14 protein-coding genes and 1 pseudogene are annotated in these 17,266 nt (G+C 72.5%); 3 read left to right on the top strand and 12 right to left on the bottom strand.

Annotated features, from left to right (window positions below; translation table 11 throughout):
- Positions 1–48: 48 nt before the first annotated feature.
- Positions 49–1,032 carry an NAD(P)H-quinone oxidoreductase gene (locus ACF07B_RS18890; protein ID WP_392179697.1) on the bottom strand — a complete coding sequence of 328 codons (984 nt, stop codon included), beginning with the start codon at positions 1,030–1,032 and terminating at the stop codon, positions 49–51.
- 49 nt (positions 1,033–1,081) lie between these two features.
- Positions 1,082–1,768, bottom strand: a pseudogene (locus tag ACF07B_RS18885) (potassium channel family protein); the annotation flags it as partial.
- Positions 1,769–1,946: 178 nt separating this feature from the next.
- Here ACF07B_RS18885 and ACF07B_RS18880 point away from each other — a divergent pair.
- On the top strand, positions 1,947–3,056 hold the full coding sequence (locus tag ACF07B_RS18880; RefSeq protein ID WP_392179696.1) for a potassium channel family protein: 1,110 nt from the start codon (positions 1,947–1,949) through the stop codon (positions 3,054–3,056).
- Between the two features lie 104 nt (positions 3,057–3,160).
- Here ACF07B_RS18880 and ACF07B_RS18875 read toward each other — a convergent pair whose 3' ends face one another.
- The 5 genes from ACF07B_RS18875 to pdhA form a co-directional block, all read right to left on the bottom strand.
- A complete protein-coding gene (locus tag ACF07B_RS18875) occupies positions 3,161–4,618 on the bottom strand; it encodes a molybdopterin molybdotransferase MoeA (protein WP_392179695.1) in 1,458 nt (485 codons plus the stop codon).
- On the bottom strand, positions 4,615–5,811 hold the full coding sequence (locus ACF07B_RS18870; RefSeq protein ID WP_392179694.1) for an NTP transferase domain-containing protein: 1,197 nt from the start codon (positions 5,809–5,811) through the stop codon (positions 4,615–4,617). The genes ACF07B_RS18875 and ACF07B_RS18870 overlap by 4 nt, the downstream gene beginning before the upstream one ends.
- 80 nt (positions 5,812–5,891) lie before the next feature.
- Positions 5,892–7,415 carry a dihydrolipoamide acetyltransferase family protein gene (locus ACF07B_RS18865; RefSeq protein ID WP_392179693.1) on the bottom strand — a complete coding sequence of 508 codons (1,524 nt, stop codon included), beginning with the start codon at positions 7,413–7,415 and terminating at the stop codon, positions 5,892–5,894.
- On the bottom strand, positions 7,415–8,419 hold the full coding sequence (locus ACF07B_RS18860; RefSeq protein ID WP_362393676.1) for an alpha-ketoacid dehydrogenase subunit beta: 1,005 nt from the start codon (positions 8,417–8,419) through the stop codon (positions 7,415–7,417). The genes ACF07B_RS18865 and ACF07B_RS18860 overlap by 1 nt, the downstream gene beginning before the upstream one ends.
- A complete protein-coding gene (gene pdhA, locus ACF07B_RS18855; protein ID WP_392179692.1) occupies positions 8,416–9,585 on the bottom strand; it encodes a pyruvate dehydrogenase (acetyl-transferring) E1 component subunit alpha in 1,170 nt (389 codons plus the stop codon). Before pdhA ends, ACF07B_RS18860 begins: the two co-directional genes overlap by 4 nt.
- Before the next feature lie 174 nt (positions 9,586–9,759).
- Here pdhA and ACF07B_RS18850 point away from each other — a divergent pair, with 174 nt between their 5' ends.
- Positions 9,760–10,260, top strand: coding sequence for an Lrp/AsnC family transcriptional regulator (locus ACF07B_RS18850; RefSeq protein ID WP_392179691.1), 501 nt, complete (start codon positions 9,760–9,762; stop codon positions 10,258–10,260).
- Between the two features lie 22 nt (positions 10,261–10,282).
- On the opposite strand, the gene ACF07B_RS18845 is transcribed toward ACF07B_RS18850, so the two are convergent.
- Together ACF07B_RS18845 and ACF07B_RS18840 are read right to left on the bottom strand one after the other, a co-directional pair.
- The gene (locus tag ACF07B_RS18845; RefSeq protein ID WP_369480806.1) at positions 10,283–10,873 is read right to left on the bottom strand and encodes a TetR/AcrR family transcriptional regulator; all 591 of its coding nucleotides are present in this window, start codon (positions 10,871–10,873) and stop codon (positions 10,283–10,285) included.
- Positions 10,870–12,384: a 3-hydroxyacyl-CoA dehydrogenase gene (locus ACF07B_RS18840; protein ID WP_392179690.1), complete on the bottom strand. Its 1,515-nt coding sequence runs from the start codon at positions 12,382–12,384 to the stop codon at positions 10,870–10,872. Before ACF07B_RS18840 ends, ACF07B_RS18845 begins: the two co-directional genes overlap by 4 nt.
- A gap of 148 nt (positions 12,385–12,532) precedes the next feature.
- Between ACF07B_RS18840 and paaN the strand changes: the two genes are divergently transcribed.
- Positions 12,533–14,245, top strand: a complete 1,713-nt coding sequence (gene paaN, locus ACF07B_RS18835) for a phenylacetic acid degradation protein PaaN (RefSeq protein WP_392179689.1) — start codon at positions 12,533–12,535, stop codon at positions 14,243–14,245.
- Positions 14,246–14,266: 21 nt separating this feature from the next.
- On the opposite strand, the gene ACF07B_RS18830 is transcribed toward paaN, so the two are convergent.
- From ACF07B_RS18830 to ACF07B_RS18820, 3 genes are read right to left on the bottom strand one after another with little or no spacing between them, the layout of a single operon-like run.
- Positions 14,267–15,016, bottom strand: coding sequence for a TrmH family RNA methyltransferase (locus ACF07B_RS18830; RefSeq protein ID WP_392179688.1), 750 nt, complete (start codon positions 15,014–15,016; stop codon positions 14,267–14,269).
- Entirely contained in the window at positions 15,013–16,245 is a 1,233-nt protein-coding gene (locus tag ACF07B_RS18825; protein ID WP_392179687.1) for an HTTM domain-containing protein, read from the bottom strand. The genes ACF07B_RS18830 and ACF07B_RS18825 overlap by 4 nt, the downstream gene beginning before the upstream one ends.
- A complete protein-coding gene (locus tag ACF07B_RS18820; protein ID WP_392179686.1) occupies positions 16,242–17,219 on the bottom strand; it encodes a DUF5819 family protein in 978 nt (325 codons plus the stop codon). The genes ACF07B_RS18825 and ACF07B_RS18820 overlap by 4 nt, the downstream gene beginning before the upstream one ends.
- Positions 17,220–17,266 lie beyond the last annotated feature (47 nt).

The raw sequence follows: 17,266 nt of genomic DNA, 5'->3' as shown, positions 1-17,266 counted from the left end.
GGCCGGATCGGTCACTGCGGGGCCGCTCAGCCGACGCGGCCGGATCGGTCACTGCGGGGCGACGAGCAGCACCTTTCCGATGTGACTGCTCTCCTCCAGCACCCGGTGCCCATCCGCCGCGTCGCTCATGGGCAGCTCGCGGTCGACGACGGGACGGACATGGCCGGAGTCGATCAGCGGCCACACGTGCTCACGCACGGCCGCCACGATCGCCGCCTTCTCGCCGAGCGGCCGGGCCCGCAGCGAGGTGGCACTGACGGCGGCACGCTTGTTCAGGAGAGCGGCGATGTTCAGCTCCGCCTTGATGCCGCCCTGCATGCCGATGATGGCGAGCCGTCCGTTGACGGCGAGGGCGCGCACGTTCGGGTCGAGGTACTTGGCCCCCATGTTGTCGAGAATGACGTCGGCACCGGCCCCCGAGGTGGCCCGCTCGATCTCCTCGACGAAGTCCTGCTCGCGGTAGTTGATCAGGATGTCCGCGCCCAGCTCCGCGCAGAAATCGAGCTTCTCCCTGGTGCCCGCCGTGACCGCGACCTTCGCGCCGACGGCCTTCGCGAGCTGGATCGCCATGGTGCCGATGCCGCTGGAGCCGCCGTGCACGAGCAGGGTCTCGCCGGGGCGCAGGTGGGAGACCATGAAGACGTTCGACCAGACCGTGCAGGTCACCTCGGGCAGCGCCGCCGCCTGCCGGAGGTCCAGGCCCGCCGGAACGGGGAGCAGCTGCCCGGCGGGCACGGCGACCTTCTGGGCGTATCCGCCGCCCGCGAGGAGCGCGCACACCTCGTCGCCGACCGACCAGCCGAGGACGCCCGGTCCGACCGCGGCGATACGCCCCGAGCATTCGAGTCCGGGGTAGCGGGAGGCTCCGGGCGGCGGGTTGTACAGGCCCTGCCGCTGCAGCAGATCGGCGCGGTTGACGGCGCTGGCCACCACCTCGACCAGCACTTCGCCCTCGGCCGGCACCGGATCGGGAACCTCGTCCCACACCAGCGCCTCGGGCCCACCAGGTTCGGGAATCGTGATCGCGTACATGAGGTGGACGCTACTCCTGCGCGATGTCGCCCGTTCGTATCGCCTGTTCCTACGGCAGGTGCGGGATGTCCGGCGTCGTCCGGGCGCTCGGGGTGACCCGGACGATCGTGATCAGCCGGTCCGTCAACTCCAGTGTGCCGACGTCCGGATCGTCGTATCCGAGCACGCGATGCCCCCGTACGACGCTGACCACGAGGTCGGTGGTGTCCCGGGCGCCGAGGCCGACCTCGGCCTTCGTGACGGGCCGGTCCACGACGTCGAGCCCGCTGCCCTGATGGATCAGGTCCTCCATCACCATGCCGGCGGCGGGGCTGAGCACGGAGAGACCGAGCAGCCGGCCGGCCGCGCTGGCGCTGGTGATGACGGCGTCGGCGCCGGACTGCCGGAGCAGCGGCGCGTTCTCCTCCTCGCGGACGGCGGCGACGATCTTCGCCCCGCGATTGAGCTGCCGCGCTGTCAGGGTGACCAGGACCGCGGTGTCGTCCCGCTGGGTGGCGACGATGATCTGCCGTGCCTTGTGGAGCTCGGCCCGCATCAGCACATCGCTGCGCGTGGCGTCCCCGATCACTCCGGCGTACCCCTCGGCCGTCGCCGCGTCGACCACCCGGGGACTCGGGTCGACGACCACGACCTGTTCCTTCCTGAGCCCGGTCGCGCAGACGGTCTCGACGGCCGACCGCCCCTTGGTCCCGAAGCCGACAACAACGGTGTGATCCCTCAAGGCCGCCCTCCAGCGCTTTCCTGAAAGTACGACGCTACTGGCAGCACGGACGCGAAGCCCACGGGCGCGAGCGGCACGGCTCTCGAAGCCCCGGGCGACGTGCCGGATTCCGTTGGTGCGGGTCGCGCGTGGTCTCGTCGTGGACCATGGTCACCGTGTTGTCTGACCGGATCACTGTCACAGGGGGCGATCGATGAAGGACGAGAACGGTCCATCGGCCAGGACGAACAAGTTCTCGATCTTCCGGTCTCTCTGGTACCGGTCGCGGGCCGAGGCCCTGGACGACGCCGAGGCCGGACGCTCCATCACCATGCCCGTCGCGCGCAGCGTGCCGCCCCTTCAGCAGGTTCTGCGGCGCTTGGCCATGGCCCTGCTGATCCTCTTCGTCACGACGCTTGTGGTCTGGCTCGACCGTGACGGCTACAACGACAACTCCGACGGCAGCGTCGACTTCCTCGATGCCGCCTACTACGCGACCGTCACCCTCTCCACCACCGGATACGGCGACATCACCCCGGTCAGCGACACCGCTCGACTCGTCAACATCTTCATCATCACGCCCTTGCGCGTCCTCTTCCTGATCATCCTGGTCGGCACCACGCTCGAAGTGCTCACCGAGCGCACCCGCCAACAGGTGCGTGTCCACCGCTGGCGTTCCCATCTGCGCGATCACGTGGTCGTCGTCGGCTACGGGACCAAGGGCCGGCACGCCATCGAAGCGCTCATGGCGCAGGGCATCCGCAAAGACAAGATCGTCGTCGTCGACCCGGAACGGGCGGCCACGGAGGCCGCCAGCAGTGACGGGCTGGTGTCCGTACTCGGTGACGCAACCCGGTCGGACACCCTTCGAAAGGCCGAGTTGCACAACGCCACCCGGGTGATCGTCGCCCCACAGGGCGACGACACCGCGGCGTTGGTCACGCTGACCGCACGTCAACTCAACAAGCACGCGACCATCGTCGCCGCCGTACGGGAGGACGAGAACCTGCCCTTGCTGAAGCAGAGCGGCGCCAACACGGTCGTCACCAGCTCCAGTTCCGCGGGACGCCTCATCGGTGTGTCCATGGCCCATCCCCATGTCGCGGACACTCTTGAGAATCTGATGACCTACGGCCGGGGCCTCGACCTGGTGGAGCGTCCCGTGGCCGCGGATGAGGTCGGCCGGTCACCTCGGGAGTGCGAGGACCTGGTCGTGGCCATCGTCCGCCGGAAGAAGGTCATCGACTACACCGACCCGGAAGCCGCCAGCCTCCAGGCCGAAGACCGCGTGATCTCGATCAGGCAGGCAGTACCTACCCGTTGATCAGGCAGTACGCGCGCGACGTTGTGGTGCACCCAGCGACGTATTGACGTTTCACGTGAAACACTCCCCGCTCCGATCCATGCCGGTCACGCTCACGGACCGGCTCAGCCGAGGCACGCGTCGATCCCGGCGACGGCCCACGGCAGATCGATGAGTTCCAGCTCCTGCCCGGCGCGCGCACCGCCCGGCGGTACGACCGCGAGCGCGTCGGCGGCGGCGATGCCCCGCAGCATCGCCGGGCCGTTGTAGTGCAGCGGCGTGGCCCGCTCGCCGCGCAGCGAGACGGGGATGAGCCGGGTGTCGTACGGATGCCCCTGCACGGCCTCCCCGAGGGGCAGGGTGTACGACTCCGGGGCCATACGGCCGGCCAGCGTGCGCAGCATCGGCTCGGCGAGCGTGAGCAGTCCGGAGACGGCCGCGAGGGGGTTGCCGGGCAGACCGACGAGGTGCTGGTTCTCGTGGATACGGGCCAGCAGCATCGGGTGCCCCGGCCGCACCTTGACGCCGTCCACCAGCAGTTCGGCGTCGATCCGGCGCAAGGTGGGGTGGACATGGTCGACGGGTCCGGCGGCGGTGCCGCCTGTGGTGACGATCAGGTCGGCCCGGGAGCCGGTGATCGCTTTGTGCAACGCCTTGGCGTCGTCGCCGATCCGGCGCACCGCGACGACCTCGGCGCCCAGCGCCCGCAGCCACGGCGGCAGCATGGGGCCGAGTGCGTCCCGGATGAGTCCTTCCCGGGGAAGTCCCTCGGTGAGCAGCTCATCGCCGAGGATGAGAACTTCGGCGCGCGGGCGGGGGACGACGGCGAGCGTGTCGTACCCGGCGGCCGCGGCGAGGCCCAGCACGGCGGGGGTGACCAGGGCTCCGAGCGGCAGCAACTGGTCGCCGCTGCGGCACTCCTGGCCTCGCGGGCGGATGTCCTGCCCGTGTGCGAGCGCCAGGATTCCCCGGGAACGGGCGGAACCCGGCTCCTGAGCGACGCCCGCGTGCAGCCGGCCCTTGTCGTCGAGGCGTCCGTGCTCGCTGCGCAGGACGGACGTCGCGTCCCGCGGAACTCGCGCCCCGGTGGCGATCCGGACCGCCTCGCCGTCGCTGAGCCGCTCCGGTTCCGCGTGCCCGGCGAGTACGCCGTCCTCCCGCACCTCCCAGGGCCCGGGTCCGGCGACCGCCCAGCCGTCCATGGCGGAGGTGTCGAAGGAGGGAAGGTCGGTGAGCGCGGGCAGGGGGGCGGCGAGGACGAGGCCGAGGGAGGCGTCGAGGGGGACCGGGACGGGGGTACGGCGGGACAGCGAGCGGGCGGCCCGCTCGGCGACGGCCCGGGCCTCCGGCCACGGGGTGGCCCGGTGCCGGGCGTGCTTGCCCTCGGCGCTGTTCTGGGCGCCGGGCGACGGGACCGCTGCCGGGTCGGCTCCCTGGGGGCCCGGGACGGCACGCTCCGCTCGGCCGGACTCGCCGGACGGGCGGGAACCCGCGCCCTTGACCAGGGCGAGCGCCTCCTCGACGTCGAAGTCGTCGGTGTCCTGGCCGTCCTGGCTGTCCCGGGTGGAGCGGGCGGCGGTCATCCGGCGTCCGGCTCGGTGGCGGGCGTGGCGGGCGGGACCGGGGCGGCGGGCGCCGCGCTGTCCGGCCGGGCGTCGGGGGTGTCCTCGTCGGCCCAGCGGAGCGCGAGCGCGGTGGCCTTGCGGGCGGCCTCGGCGACCGCTTCCGGTCCACCGCCGGCCCGCGCGGCCGCGTATCCGACGAGGAACGTGGTCAGCGGCGCGGCCGGCCTGGCGACGCCGTGCGCGGCGTCGCGGGCCAGGTCGAGCAGCCCGCCGGTGTCGACGTCCAGGTCGATGCCCAGTTCGTCCTTGACTGCGGAAATCCATTCATCCAGCACGTGCCCATGCTCCCTGATGCGTGCTCGAGCGGCGGCGATGTCACCCCAGGTGTCGCAGTCGAAGGACGCGACGGGGTCGGTGATGCGTGTGAGGCCGAGGGCCGCGACGAGCCGTCGGAGGGGCAGTCCGGAGAGGCTCCCGTGCGTGGCGGCGAGCACACCCAGCTCGCGGCGCAGCGCGTCGGCCCGGTAGACAGCGACAAGGGGCTGATCCCGCCCGTCGGAGTCGGTGAGAAGAACACCGTCCGAACGGGTGCCGGGGCCGTCGTGACGGGCGCCGGGGTCTTCGGCCCGGACGCCGGATCCGTCGGGGCGGACGCCGGACCCGCCGGTGCGGACGCCGTGCCCGACGTGACCGGTGCTGGGGCCCTCGGTACGGGTGGCATGCCCGGCGGGACGGGCGCCGGGGCCCTCGGTGCCGGTGGCATGCCCGTCCCGGGCCGGGCGGGGTGCTTCCGGGAGCTCGGGGAGGGTGTCGGCGCGAAGCGTGTCCAGCAGGCGCCGGACCGTCTTCTCCTCCAGGAACGGCAGGTCGGCCGAGAGCACCAGGACGTACGGCGCCGCGGTGTGACGCAGCCCGGCGTCCAGGGCGGCGAGCGGTCCCCCGCCCGGCGGGTCCTCGCGGGCCCACTCCACGGGACGCGCCGTGGGCCTGGGCCCGGCCACGACCACCGTGCGGGTGGCATCGGCGCACGCGGCCAGGACCCTGTCCAGCAGCGTCCGGCCGCCCACCCGCACGCCGGGCTTGTCCTCACCGCCGAGCCGCCGGGCGGCACCGCCCGCGAGCACGACGGCGTCGTACCCGGCATCGGCACCGGAGGTGCCTCGCGGGTCGGCGCCGCCGGGTCGCCCGGTCTCGGGCTCGTACGCGGTCATGCCCCGAGTATGGGCGTCCGAGGAATCGGCGCCACCCCCCGGGGCACGGCACAGTGACCGGTCCGACCGGACCGCGTGTCCTACAGAGTGCGCAGCAGCACCGCCGGCTGTTCCACGCAGTCCGCCACATACCGCAGGAAGCCGCCCGCCGTACCGCCGTCGCAGACCCGGTGGTCGAAGGAGAGCGAGAGCTGGACGACCTGACGCACCGCCAGCTCGCCCTGGTGGACCCAGGGCTTGGGGATGATGCGGCCGACGCCGAGCATGGCCGCCTCGGGGTGGTTGATGATCGGCGTGGAGCCGTCGACGCCGAACACGCCGTAGTTGTTCAGCGTGAAGGTGCCGCCCGTGAGGTCCGCGGGCGTCAGCGTCCCGGTCCGGGCCGCCTCGGTCAGCCGGCCGAACTCCGCGCTCAGCCCCTCCGCGTCCTGGCCGTGCGCGTCCCGCACGACGGGGACGACGAGCCCGCGCTCGGTCTGGGCCGCGAAGCCCAGGTGCACCCGGTCGAGCCGGACGATCTCGCGGGCGTCCATGTCGACCGTCGAGTTGAGCTCGGGGAAACGGGCCAGCGCCGCGGTGCAGATCCGGGCCAGCAGTGCCAGCAGGGATATCTTCGGACCGCCGGCCGCGTTCATCGCCCTGCGCGCCTGCATGAGCTCCGTCGCGTCGGCGTCCACCCAGCAGGTCGCGTCCGGGATCTCGCGCCGGCTGCGCGAGAGCTTGTCGGCGACGGCACCGCGGACACCCCGGAGGGGCACACGGGCACCTTGCGGGAACGTGCCCCGGGAGACGCCGGACCCACCGGGCACCACCGCCGCGATGTCCGCGTACGAGGTCACCTGGTCGGCCTGGCCGTCGTACGCGGGCTCCGTGAGGGGAGCACCGGGTCCGGGCGCCGCGGTGCGGTGCGACTCCGGCGCGGCGGAGGACCGCAGCCGGCCGGCCGCCGCCGCGCGCAGCGCGTATTCGACGTCCGCCCGCAGGATGAGTCCCTCGGGACCGGAGCCCTCCAGCTCCCGCAGGTCCACGCCGTTCTCCCGGGCGAGCCGTCGCACGAGGGGCGAGATGACCGGCACGGGGCCGTCGCCCCGTGAGGGGGTGACGCCGTTGCGAGCGGTACGCGCCGTCTCCGGCGGTACGGCACCGACGGGTTCGGGGCGGGCCGGCGCGGGCCGGGCGGGCGAGGCACCCGCGCCCGCCGGGGACCGTGTCCCGGCATGTCCGCCGGCGGCGGCACCACCGGAGGGGGGCACCCTCCGGCGCCGCGCCGGGGGCGCTCCCGTGCCGTATCCCACCAGCACGTTCCCGGAGCCCTCGTCGCCCGGCTCGTCCTCGCCGGTCCCGCCGTCCTCGGCGGGGGCGCCCACGGCGACGGTCAGCAGCGGTGCCCCCACGGGCAGTTCCGTGCCCTCCTCGCCGAAGCGGGCGGTGACGACACCGCCGTAGGGACAGGGGACCTCGACCATCGCCTTGGCCGTCTCGACCTCGACGACGAGCTGGTCGACGGCGACGACGTCACCGACCTCCACCAGCCAGCGGACGATCTCCGCCTCGGTGAGCCCCTCCCCGAGGTCGGGGAGCTTGAACTCCAGCACCTGTGCCATCAGCCCTGCGCCTCCCATTGCAGACGTCCCACGGCGTCCAGGATCCGGTCGACGCCGGGCAGGTGGTGCCGCTCCAGCATCGGCGGCGGATACGGGATGTCGAACCCGGCGACGCGCAGCACCGGCGCCTCCAGGTGGTGGAAGCAGCGCTCCGTGACGCGGGCCGCGATCTCCCCGCCCGGTCCTCCGAACCCGCCCGACTCGTGCACGACGACCGCTCGTCCGGTCCGCCGCACCGATGCCGCGACCGTCTCGTCGTCGAACGGCACCATCGAGCGCAGGTCGACGACTTCGAGGTCCCAGCCCTCGGCCCGCGCCGCCTCGGCGGCTTCGAGGCAGACGGGCACGGACGGCCCGTAGGTGATCAGCGTGGCGCTCCGGCCCGAGCGCCGCACCACCGCGCGGCCTATCGGCTCAACGGCCGGCGGCTCGTCCGGGTTCCAGGAATCCTTCGACCAGTACAGCCGCTTGGGCTCCAGGAAGATCACCGGGTCGTCCGAGGCGATGGCCTCCCGCAGCAGTCCGTAGGCGTCGGACACGGTCGCGGGCATGACGACGTGCAGGCCCGGGGTCGCCATGTAGTACGCCTCGGAGGAGTCGCTGTGGTGCTCGACGCCGCCGATGCCGCCGCCGTAGGGGACGCGGATCGTGATGGGCAGGGGCATGGCGCCCCGCGTGCGGTTGCGCATCTTCGCCACGTGCGAGATCAGCTGCTCGAACGCCGGGTAGGCGAACGCGTCGAACTGCATCTCCACGACCGGCCGCAGGCCGTACATGGCCATGCCGACCGCCGCGCCGAGGATGCCCGCCTCGGCGAGCGGGGTGTCCGTGCAGCGGTCGTCGCCGAACTCCTTGGCGAGCCCGTCGGTGACCCGGAAGACGCCGCCGAGGGTGCCGACGTCCTCGCCCAGGACATGGACGGCCGGGTCGGCGGCCATGGCGTCGCGCAGGGCGCGCCCGAGCGCCTGCGCCATGGTGGCCGGTTTGAGGGCAACCGTGGTCATCGCCCGGCTCCTTCCGGGCCGTGCGGGCCCGCTCCGAGCGTGCCGTCCGCCTCGGCGTCCAGCTCCGCTCTCAGCTGGCTCTCCTGCTCAAGCAGTTGAGGAGTGGGGTGTGCGTACACATGGGCGAACAGGTCCATGGGGTTGAGCACCGGGTCCTGGTTCATGCGCTCACGCAGGTCCGCGGCCATCACCTCGGCGTCGTCGCGCACCGCCTGGAGAGCCGCCTCGTCGAGCAGGCCGCGCCCGGTCAGCTCGCGCTCCACCAGGGCGACCGGGTCGTGGCCGCGCCAGGTCTCGACCTCGGCGTCGCCTCGGTAGCGGGTGGCGTCGTCGGCGTTGGTGTGGGCGTCGATGCGGTACGTCACGGCCTCGACGAGGGTGGGACCGCCGCCCGCGCGCGCGTGGGCGATGGCCTCGCTCAGGACCTGGTGCACGGCCACCGCGTCGTTGCCGTCGACCAGACGGCCCGGCATCCCGTAGCCGACGGCCTTGTGGGCCAGCGACGGGGCGGCGGTCTGCTTGGCGAGCGGGACGGAGATGGCGAAGCCGTTGTTCTGCACGAGGAAGACGACCGGGGCCTGCCACACGGCGGCGAAGTTCAGCGCTTCGTGGAAGTCGCCCTCGCTGGTGCCGCCGTCCCCGACCAGGGCGAGCGCGACCACGTCGTCGCCCTTGAGGCGGGCGGCGTGCGCGAGGCCCACGGCGTGCGGGAGCTGGGTGGCGAGCGGGGTGCACAGGGGCGCGATCCGGTGCTCGTGCGGGTCGTAGCCCGTGTGCCAGTCACCGCGCAGGAGCGTGAGGGCCTGGACGGGGTCGAGGCCGCGGGCGACGGCGGCGAGGGTGTCGCGGTAGCTGGGGAAGAGCCAGTCGCGGTCCTCCAGCACGAGCGCGGCGGCGACCTCGCAGGCCTCCTGTCCGGTGCTGGACGGGTACACGGCGAGACGGCCCTGCTTGGTGAGCGCGGTGGCCTGGACGTTGTACCGGCGGCCACGCACCAGTTCCGTGTGCAGACGGCGCAGCAGGACCGGATCGACCTTGGCGGCCGCGTCGGTGCCGAGCACGCGGTGGGGCAGCGCGTCGGGCAGCAACGGCGCGGGGTCGGTGCGGGGCTGCCAGGCGGGCGGCGGCGTGGGCCGGTAGGCCCCTCGCTGCTCCATGACCGTCATGACGGCACCTCCTCGTGGGAGCGGCTTCAGGCGCGTCACGGGTGTGATGCGCCTCACCTACCGATTGTTCGGTCGTCGGCACATTTTGGCTACAGGCACCGCCAGGCTGTGGACAAACGGTTCTGCGCGGCCTGAGATGGATGCAGTACGTCCATGGTAGGGAGGCGGGGGGACATGGCACCTGAACAAATGGCCGAGCCGCCGGAGGCCGGACCCTCCGTGCCGCCCGCCCGTCCGCTCGACGCGATCGACCAGGACATCCTCCAGATGCTGCAGGCGGACGGCCGTGCCTCCATACGGTCCGTGGCCGAACGGGTCCATGTCTCGCGGGCCAACGCCTACGCGCGGATCAACCGGCTCATCGACGACGGTGTGATCCGCGGCTTCGGGGCGCGCGTCGACCACGAGCGCGCGGGGCAGGGCACCTCGGCGTACATCACCCTCAAGATCGTGCAGAACTCCTGGCGCACGGTGCGGGAGCGGCTGAGGGTGCTGCCCGGGGCCTCGCACATCGCTCTGGTGGGCGGCGACTTCGACGTGCTCCTGCTGGTGCACACGCCGGACAACCGGGCGTTGCGCGAACTGGTGCTCACCCGGCTCCAGGCCATCCCGGAGGTGCTCAGCAGCAGGACACTGCTGGTCTTCGAGGAGGAGGACCTGGAGCCGCAGGCCTGACGCCTCCGGCCCTTCGCGGGCCTCAGAGCTCCCGCCGGAGCCCTCCGAAGACCAGCACCACCACGGCGTCGGCCACTTCCCGCGCGCCCATGCCCCGCGCGTCGGGGCGGTACCACTCCACGAGCGAGTTGATCATTCCGAAGACCAGCCGGGTCGCCAGCCGGACCTCCACGTCGCCGCGTACGTCCCCGTCGGCGGCCGCGGCCTTCAGGAGCTCGGCGACCCTGTGGTCGAAGTCGCGGCGCCGTTCGAGGGCCCACCGCTCGGTGTCCGTGTTGCCGCGCACCCGAAGGAGCAGCGTCACGTAGGGCAGCTCGGAGGTGAGCACCTCGACCATGCGCCGCACCACGTACTCCAGGCGCTCCACGGCACGTCCCACGCGCGCGTGCTCCTCGCCGAGGATCTCGAAGAGGCCGTCCAGCGCCCGGCTCACCGCCCGCCGCAGCAGTTCCTCCTTGCCCGAGACATGGTGGTATATCGACGACTTGGAGATGCCGGCCGCCTTGGAGAGGTGCTCCATGGAGGTGCCGTCGTAGCCGCGTTCGTTGAAGACCTGGACGGCGACGGAGAGCAGCGTCTCGGGGGTGTACGTGTCCCGCTTGACGGTGGTCACTGGCCGCCCTCCCGCTTCTCGCCGGCGTACGCGTGGCGGTAGAGCGCGAGCGACGGGGCGTAGCGGCCGGAGGCGTCGCGCACGTGCAGTTCCTCCAGGACGTCGTACGACCAGTTCACGCCGAGCCTGCGGCTCCACTCGAAGGGGCCGAGCGGGTAGTTGACGCCGAGGCGCATCGCGGTGTCGATGTCCTCCTCGGTGGCCACGCCCTTGGCGACCGCGTCGTACGCGAGGTCGACGATCCGGGCCACCGTGCGGGCGACGATCATGCCGGGGCAGTCCCCGATCACACTGACGTCCTTGCCCAGCGCCTGGAAGAGCCCGATGGCCTCGGAGAGCGTCTGGGGAGCGGTGTCCTGGGACGCCGACAGGGCGATCCGGGTGGCCTTGCGGTAGTCGAGCGCGAGGTCGAAGTAGACGACGTCGCGGAACTCGACCGAGGTCTGGCCGTCGGCGAGGACGAGCTGGCCGCCGCTCGGCAGCACCAGGCGGGTGCCGTGGTCCTCCTCGTCCTCCCGGACCTGGATGCCCGCCTCACGGATCAGGGCGAGGACGTCGGCGGCGGGGCCCAGGTCGCCCTCGGCGACGACGTACGCGGGCGGCTGCGCCTTCTCCGCCGTGTGCGGCTCGGCGGGTTCGGCGCCGTCCCCGTAGTCGTACCAGCCGTGGCCCGCCTTGCGGCCGAGCCGGCCCGACTCGACGAGTCGCCGCTGGGCGAGCGAGGGCGTGAAGCGCACGTCCTGGAAGAAGGACCGCCACACGGAGTGCGTGACGGACTCGTTGACGTCCTGGCCGATCAGGTCGGTGAGCTCGAACGCGCCCATCCGGAAACCGCCGGACTCGCGCAGGACCGCGTCGATGGTGGCGGGGTCGGCCGCCTGGGCCTCGTGGACCGCGAAGGCCTCGGCGTAGAAGGGCCGCGCGATGCGGTTGACGATGAAACCGGGCGTGTCCGCGCAGGCGACCGGCGTCTTGCCCCAGGCGCGGGCCGTCTCGTACGCGCGCGTGGCCGAGGAGACGTCGGTCGCGAACCCGGAGACGACCTCCACGAGGGGCAGCAGCGGCGCCGGGTTGAAGAAGTGCAGTCCGACGAGCCGGCCCGGGTTGCGCAGCGCGCCGCCGATGGCCGTGACGGACAGCGAGGAGGTGTTGGTGGCCAGCAGGCAGTCGTCCCCGACGATGTCCTCGAGTTCGCTGAACAGCCGCTGCTTGACGTCGAGTTCTTCGAGCACGGCCTCGACGACGAGCACGCAGTCCGCGAGGTCGGCGAGGTCCGCGGCCGGCTGGAGCCGGGCGCACGCGGCATCCCGGTCGGCGCCGGTGAGCCGGTCTTTCGCGACGAGCCGGTCGAGCCGGGCGCCGATCGCTTCGGCGGCGGCCGCGGCACGTCCGGGAGCGGCGTCGTAGAGCCGCACGGGGTGGCCCGCCACCAGCGCGACCTGGGCGATGCCCTGGCCCATGGTGCCGGTGCCGACGACTGCCACGGGGCTGCTGAGGTCGAGTGCTGTCATGTGCGCGATCCTCCCGCACGGCGTAGTCCACAGATGCGGCGGACCCCCTTGTCCCGACCGATCGTTCGGTTACTCTAACTCTGACTGTCCCTTCCTGCCCAGCTCGCGAGCTCGACGAGGAGCTCTTGAGACGAGGAGTTGGTCCTTGATGGCCGCCGAACTCACCGCGCACCAGTTGATCTCCCAGCACCGGCCCACCCTGGATCAGGCGCTGGAAGCGATCCGCACACGCGCGTACTGGTCCCCGCATCCCGAGCACCCCAAGGCGTACGGCGAGCACGGCAGCCTGGGCATGGCCGAGGGCAAAGCCGCCTTCGACGCCCTCCTGGGCACCCGCCTCGACCTGGGCCAGCCCGGCACGGACGACTGGGTCGGGGGCGAGGTGTCGCCGTACGGCATCGAGCTGGGTGTCACGTACCCGCACGCGGACATCGACACCCTGCTGCCCGCCATGCGCGCGGGGCAGCGCGCCTGGCGCGACGCGGGCGCCGAGATCCGCGCGGTGGTCTGTCTGGAGATCCTCAAGCGGATCAGCGACCGCACCCACGAGTTCGCGCACGCGGTCATGCACACCAGTGGCCAGGCCTTCATGATGGCGTTCCAGGCGGGCGGCCCGCACGCGCAGGACCGCGGCCTGGAGGCGGTGGCCTACGCCTACGTGGAGCAGGTCCGCACGCCCGACACCGCGGAGTGGAGCAAGCCCCAGGGCAAGCGCGATCCGCTAGCGCTCACCAAGCAGTTCACGCCCGTCCCGCGCGGCATCGCGCTGATGATCGGCTGCAACACCTTCCCGACGTGGAACGGCTATCCGGGCCTGTTCGCCTCGCTGGCCACGGGCAACGCCGTCCTGGTGAAGCCCCACCCGCGCGCGGTGCTCCCCCTCGCGCTGACCGTGCAGGTCGCACGCGAGGTGCTCGGTCAGGCGGGCTTCGACCCGAACCTGGTGGCGCTGGCCGCCGAGCGTCCCGGCGAGGGCATCGCGAAGACGCTGGCCACCCGCCCCGAGATCCGCATCATCGACTACACGGGCTCCACCGGCTTCGGCGACTGGCTGGAGGCCAACGCCCGCCAGGCGCAGGTCTACACGGAGAAGGCCGGCGTCAACACGGTGATCGTGGAGTCGGCCGCCGACTACAAGGGGATGCTGTCCAACCTGGCGTTCTCCCTGTCGCTCTACAGCGGCCAGATGTGCACCACCCCGCAGAACCTGCTGATCCCGCGCGACGGCATCTCCACGGACGAGGGCCACAAGTCCTACGACGAGGTGGTGGCCGACCTCGCGAAGTCGGTCGGCGGGCTCCTCGGCGACGACGCCCGCGCGAACGCGCTGCTCGGCGCCATCGTGAACCCGGACGTGAAGGCCCGCCTGGAGGCCGCCGCCGGACTCGGCGAAGTGGCCCTGCCCTCACGGCAGATCGACAACCCGGAGTTCCCGGGTGCCGTCGTGCGCTCACCGCTGATCGTGAAGCTCGACGGCGCGCGCAAGTACTGGGAGAACGCCGGGAACGACGACGAGGCCGCCTACCTGAGCGAGTGCTTCGGTCCGGTGTCCTTCGCCGTCGCGGTCGACTCGGCCGCCGAGGCCGTGGAGCTCCTGCGGCGCACCACCCGGGACAAGGGCGCGATGACCGTCGGCGCCTACACCACCGACGAGGCGTTCGAGCGCGAGGTGCAGGAGGCCTGCCTGGAGGAGTGCGCCCAGCTCTCCCTGAACCTCACGGGCGGGGTCTACGTCAACCAGACGGCCGCGTTCTCGGACTTCCACGGCTCGGGCGGCAACGCCGCGGCCAACGCGGCGCTGTGCGACGGGGCGTTCGTGGCGAACCGCTTCCGGGTGATCGAGGTACGCCGGGAGGCGTGAGCCCCGACGCCTTTCGGGCGTCTACGCCGGTGCGTCCCCGGTGGCGCTCCAGTGGAACAGCGTCATGGCCACACTGGTCGCGAGGTTGTAGCTGGAGACCTGGGGACGCATCGGCAGCGAGACCAGGTGGTCGGCCCGGGAGCGCAGTTCGGCGGACAGCCCGCTGCGCTCCGAGCCGAAGGCGAGCAGGGCGTCGTCGGGAAGCTTCGTCCCCCGGATGTCCTCGCCCTCGGGATCGAGCGCGAACAACGGGCCTGCCGGCAGTTCGTCCACCGCCAGCCGCTCCACAGCGGTCGCGAAGTGCAGACCGGCCCCGCCGCGTACGACCGTGGGGTGCCAGGGGTCGAGCGTGCCCGTCGTGACCACCCCGGTCGCGCCGAAGCCCGCCGCGAGCCGGATCACCGCCCCCGCGTTGCCGAGGTTGCGCGGATTGTCGAGGACGACCACGGGCGCGGTGCGCGGCGTGCGGGCCAGCCTCTCCAGGTTGGCGGCACGGGAGGGCCGTACGGCGAGAGCCGCCACCGAGGTGGGATGCGGTCGTGGCACGAGGTCGGTGAACGCCGTCTCCGGGACCTCGGTCAGCAGCTCGTCGAGAGCGGCGCGTACGTCGGGGGCGAGTTCGCCGGCCAGGTCGAGGACCGCGGCCCGGTCGGTCGTGACGGCGACCGGGACACGTGCTCCGAAGCGCACCGCGTGCTTGAGGGCGTGGAAGCCGTCGAGCAGGACGGAGTCGTCGCGGAGCTGGCGCCAGACACGTACCGGGTCGTTCATGCGGTGAAGCCTACGTGCGTGTGCCCGGGCTCCCCCGGAACGCCCGGTTCGGCCTCCCGCGGCCCCGGCACCGTGGGGCCTCTGCCGGGAAACAGCCGGTCACGCGCGCGTGCCACCTGTCCGCCCAGGCGCCGCAGGAAGGACGTGGGCAGGAACACGGCGTCCGCGGCGATCATCGCGAGCGAGAAGAACGGCAGCCCGAGGACCACGGCGATCACGGCGTGCTCGGTCATCATGACCGCCAGCAGGACGTTCTTGACCCGCCGGTTGAACAGGGTGAAGGGGAAGGCGACCTGCACGACGACCGTCCCGTACGTCACGAGCATCACGATCCCCCCGTGCGCGGACATCAGGTCGGACAGCGCCGGCCACGGGGAGAAGGACTCCAGGTGAAGCGGGTAATAGACCGCGGTGCCGTCCTGCCAGCGCGAGCCCTGGATCTTGTACCAGCCCGCGGTCGCGTAGATCAGACACGCCTCGGCCATGATGGTCATCAGAGCGGCGTTGTGGACGAGGTTGGCGACGACGTCCAGCAGGACGCGCGGCTCCGCGGTGCGGGCGAAGCGGCCGACGGCCCACCACAGGGCCTGCACCGCCCACAGCCCCCAGAGGACGGTGAGCCAGCCGCCCAGCGCACCCCCGTCGATCCGTCCCGCGCCCGTCGCCACCGCCAGCACGATCCCGAGCCCCGCCCACAGCACGGGGCCCGCTCGGCCGGGCTCGGGCCCCTCGCCCCGCGCGCGTGCCTCGCGGTCGAGGCGGTCCCGCCGGGTGTCGAGGGACCACACCTGGGCGCAGCGGGTGAACACCAGGTAGATCGCCATCAGGTGGAGGACGTTGTCCCCGCCGTCCCCGATGAAGACACTGCGGTTCTGCAGGGACAGCACGCCGATCATGAAGACCACGGACACCGCGCGGGTCCGCCATCCCACCAGCAGCAGGGCGCCGGAGAGCACGGCGACGGCGTAGACCGTCTCGAACCACACCTGGCTGTCGGACCACAGCAGGACCGTGAAGGCGTGGTTGCTCGCCACGAGCTGCCGGGCGAGGTCCCAGCTCCAGGGCGCGTCGGGCCCGTACATCTCCTGGCGGTGGGGGTACTCGCGCAGCAGGAACAGCAGCCAGGTGGCGGCGAAGCCGATACGGATCACGGCGCTCTGGTACGGGCCGAGGGCGGACTCGGTGACCCGGGCGATGCCGCGCGCGATCGTCGGAGCGGATGGGTTCATCGGGCACTCGCCTCCGTCAGCCCGTCCGTGCGGTCGCTCCCGGGAACGGCCCACCAGGGCAGCTCCCGGACGACGGGCCGGTCGGAGACCTTCTCGCCGCTCCACCGCGGAGGCGGCACGTCGGTGGTCAGGGAGCGGAACTGGAGGCGTTCGACGACCGCGCCCTCGCCGCCCGCGTGCTCACGGTCGAGACGCAGCACACCGATACGGCGCAGATAGTGCTCCGAGAGGTCGCCGCGCAGGCCCACGGGGCGGTTCTCGCCGTCGTGCGTACCGACGTAGAAGTCCCAGGCGCGGCGCAGTTCGTTCTGCTGGGTATGGCTCGGCAGCGGATTGCTGTCGATGGCCAGGCCGTCGAGCGCCGACAGGTCGTACCAGCCGGTCTCGCGGCTGGTGCCGTCCTTCGCGCGGACCAGGGCGCGGACCTGGACCACGATGTCCTGCTGCAACGGGTTGGGGGCGAAGAGCTTCCAGTTCTGCTCGAACTCGGGGTAGATCCATTGGTCGATCGCGCGGCCGTGCTGCTTCGTCACCGTGTTCGACGGCGCGACGTGCAGGAAGACCATGCCGAGGTGCACACAGGCGACGACGGCGACGACGGCCAGGGCCAGGGCGGCGGCGATCTGATGGCGCAGAGACAGGGCCGCGAGGCCCACGGGAGCCGCGCCTTCCGGACAACCGGCCGCTTCGGGACACTCCGGGAAGGCGCTCGCCTCGGGCTCCGGCCGAGACGCCGCCTCGGGCTCCGGCCGAGATCCCGCCTCGGACCTGATGGCCTCGGCCGCGCCGGCCCCGGGTTCCGGGGAAGCCTCCGCCCCGGCCGGCGAATCGTCTGCGGGCCGCTCGCCGGTCACAGGTTCGCCGGCCGGCCGCGGGCCGGGCAGCGCCGTACCGCCGATGACACCGCCGGGCGCGCCCCCCTCGGGCGCGACCGACCCCGGCTCCCGCTCAGAGCCCTCGTCCCTCGCGTCCATCCCGCCCCGATTCACGATCCCGAATCCGACTTCCGGCCGCCGGACTG

Source organism: Streptomyces sp. NPDC015532, from assembly GCF_043078065.1.
Taxonomy (GTDB): Bacteria; Actinomycetota; Actinomycetes; order Streptomycetales; family Streptomycetaceae; genus Streptomyces.
The sequence above is the reverse complement of the archived record's forward strand: the minus strand, read 5'-3'. Positions and strand labels throughout refer to the sequence as shown.

Excerpts from the sequence above, each read along its gene's own strand:
- ACF07B_RS18860 (WP_362393676.1), bottom strand. The coding sequence starts at position 8,419 with ATGACCACGGTTGCCCTCAAACCGGCCACCATGGCGCAGGCGCTCGGG.
- ACF07B_RS18825 (WP_392179687.1), bottom strand. The coding sequence starts at position 16,245 with ATGAACCCATCCGCTCCGACGATCGCGCGCGGCATCGCCCGGGTCACC.
- ACF07B_RS18850 (WP_392179691.1), top strand. The coding sequence starts at position 9,760 with ATGGCACCTGAACAAATGGCCGAGCCGCCGGAGGCCGGACCCTCCGTG.
- ACF07B_RS18840 (WP_392179690.1), bottom strand. The coding sequence starts at position 12,384 with ATGACAGCACTCGACCTCAGCAGCCCCGTGGCAGTCGTCGGCACCGGC.
- pdhA (WP_392179692.1), bottom strand. The coding sequence starts at position 9,585 with ATGACGGTCATGGAGCAGCGAGGGGCCTACCGGCCCACGCCGCCGCCC.
- ACF07B_RS18875 (WP_392179695.1), bottom strand. The coding sequence starts at position 4,618 with ATGACCGCCGCCCGCTCCACCCGGGACAGCCAGGACGGCCAGGACACC.
- ACF07B_RS18870 (WP_392179694.1), bottom strand. The coding sequence starts at position 5,811 with ATGACCGCGTACGAGCCCGAGACCGGGCGACCCGGCGGCGCCGACCCG.
- paaN (WP_392179689.1), top strand. The coding sequence starts at position 12,533 with ATGGCCGCCGAACTCACCGCGCACCAGTTGATCTCCCAGCACCGGCCC.
- ACF07B_RS18890 (WP_392179697.1), bottom strand. The coding sequence starts at position 1,032 with ATGTACGCGATCACGATTCCCGAACCTGGTGGGCCCGAGGCGCTGGTG.
- ACF07B_RS18830 (WP_392179688.1), bottom strand. The coding sequence starts at position 15,016 with ATGAACGACCCGGTACGTGTCTGGCGCCAGCTCCGCGACGACTCCGTC.
- ACF07B_RS18880 (WP_392179696.1), top strand. The coding sequence starts at position 1,947 with ATGAAGGACGAGAACGGTCCATCGGCCAGGACGAACAAGTTCTCGATC.
- ACF07B_RS18865 (WP_392179693.1), bottom strand. The coding sequence starts at position 7,415 with ATGGCACAGGTGCTGGAGTTCAAGCTCCCCGACCTCGGGGAGGGGCTC.
- ACF07B_RS18820 (WP_392179686.1), bottom strand. The coding sequence starts at position 17,219 with ATGGACGCGAGGGACGAGGGCTCTGAGCGGGAGCCGGGGTCGGTCGCG.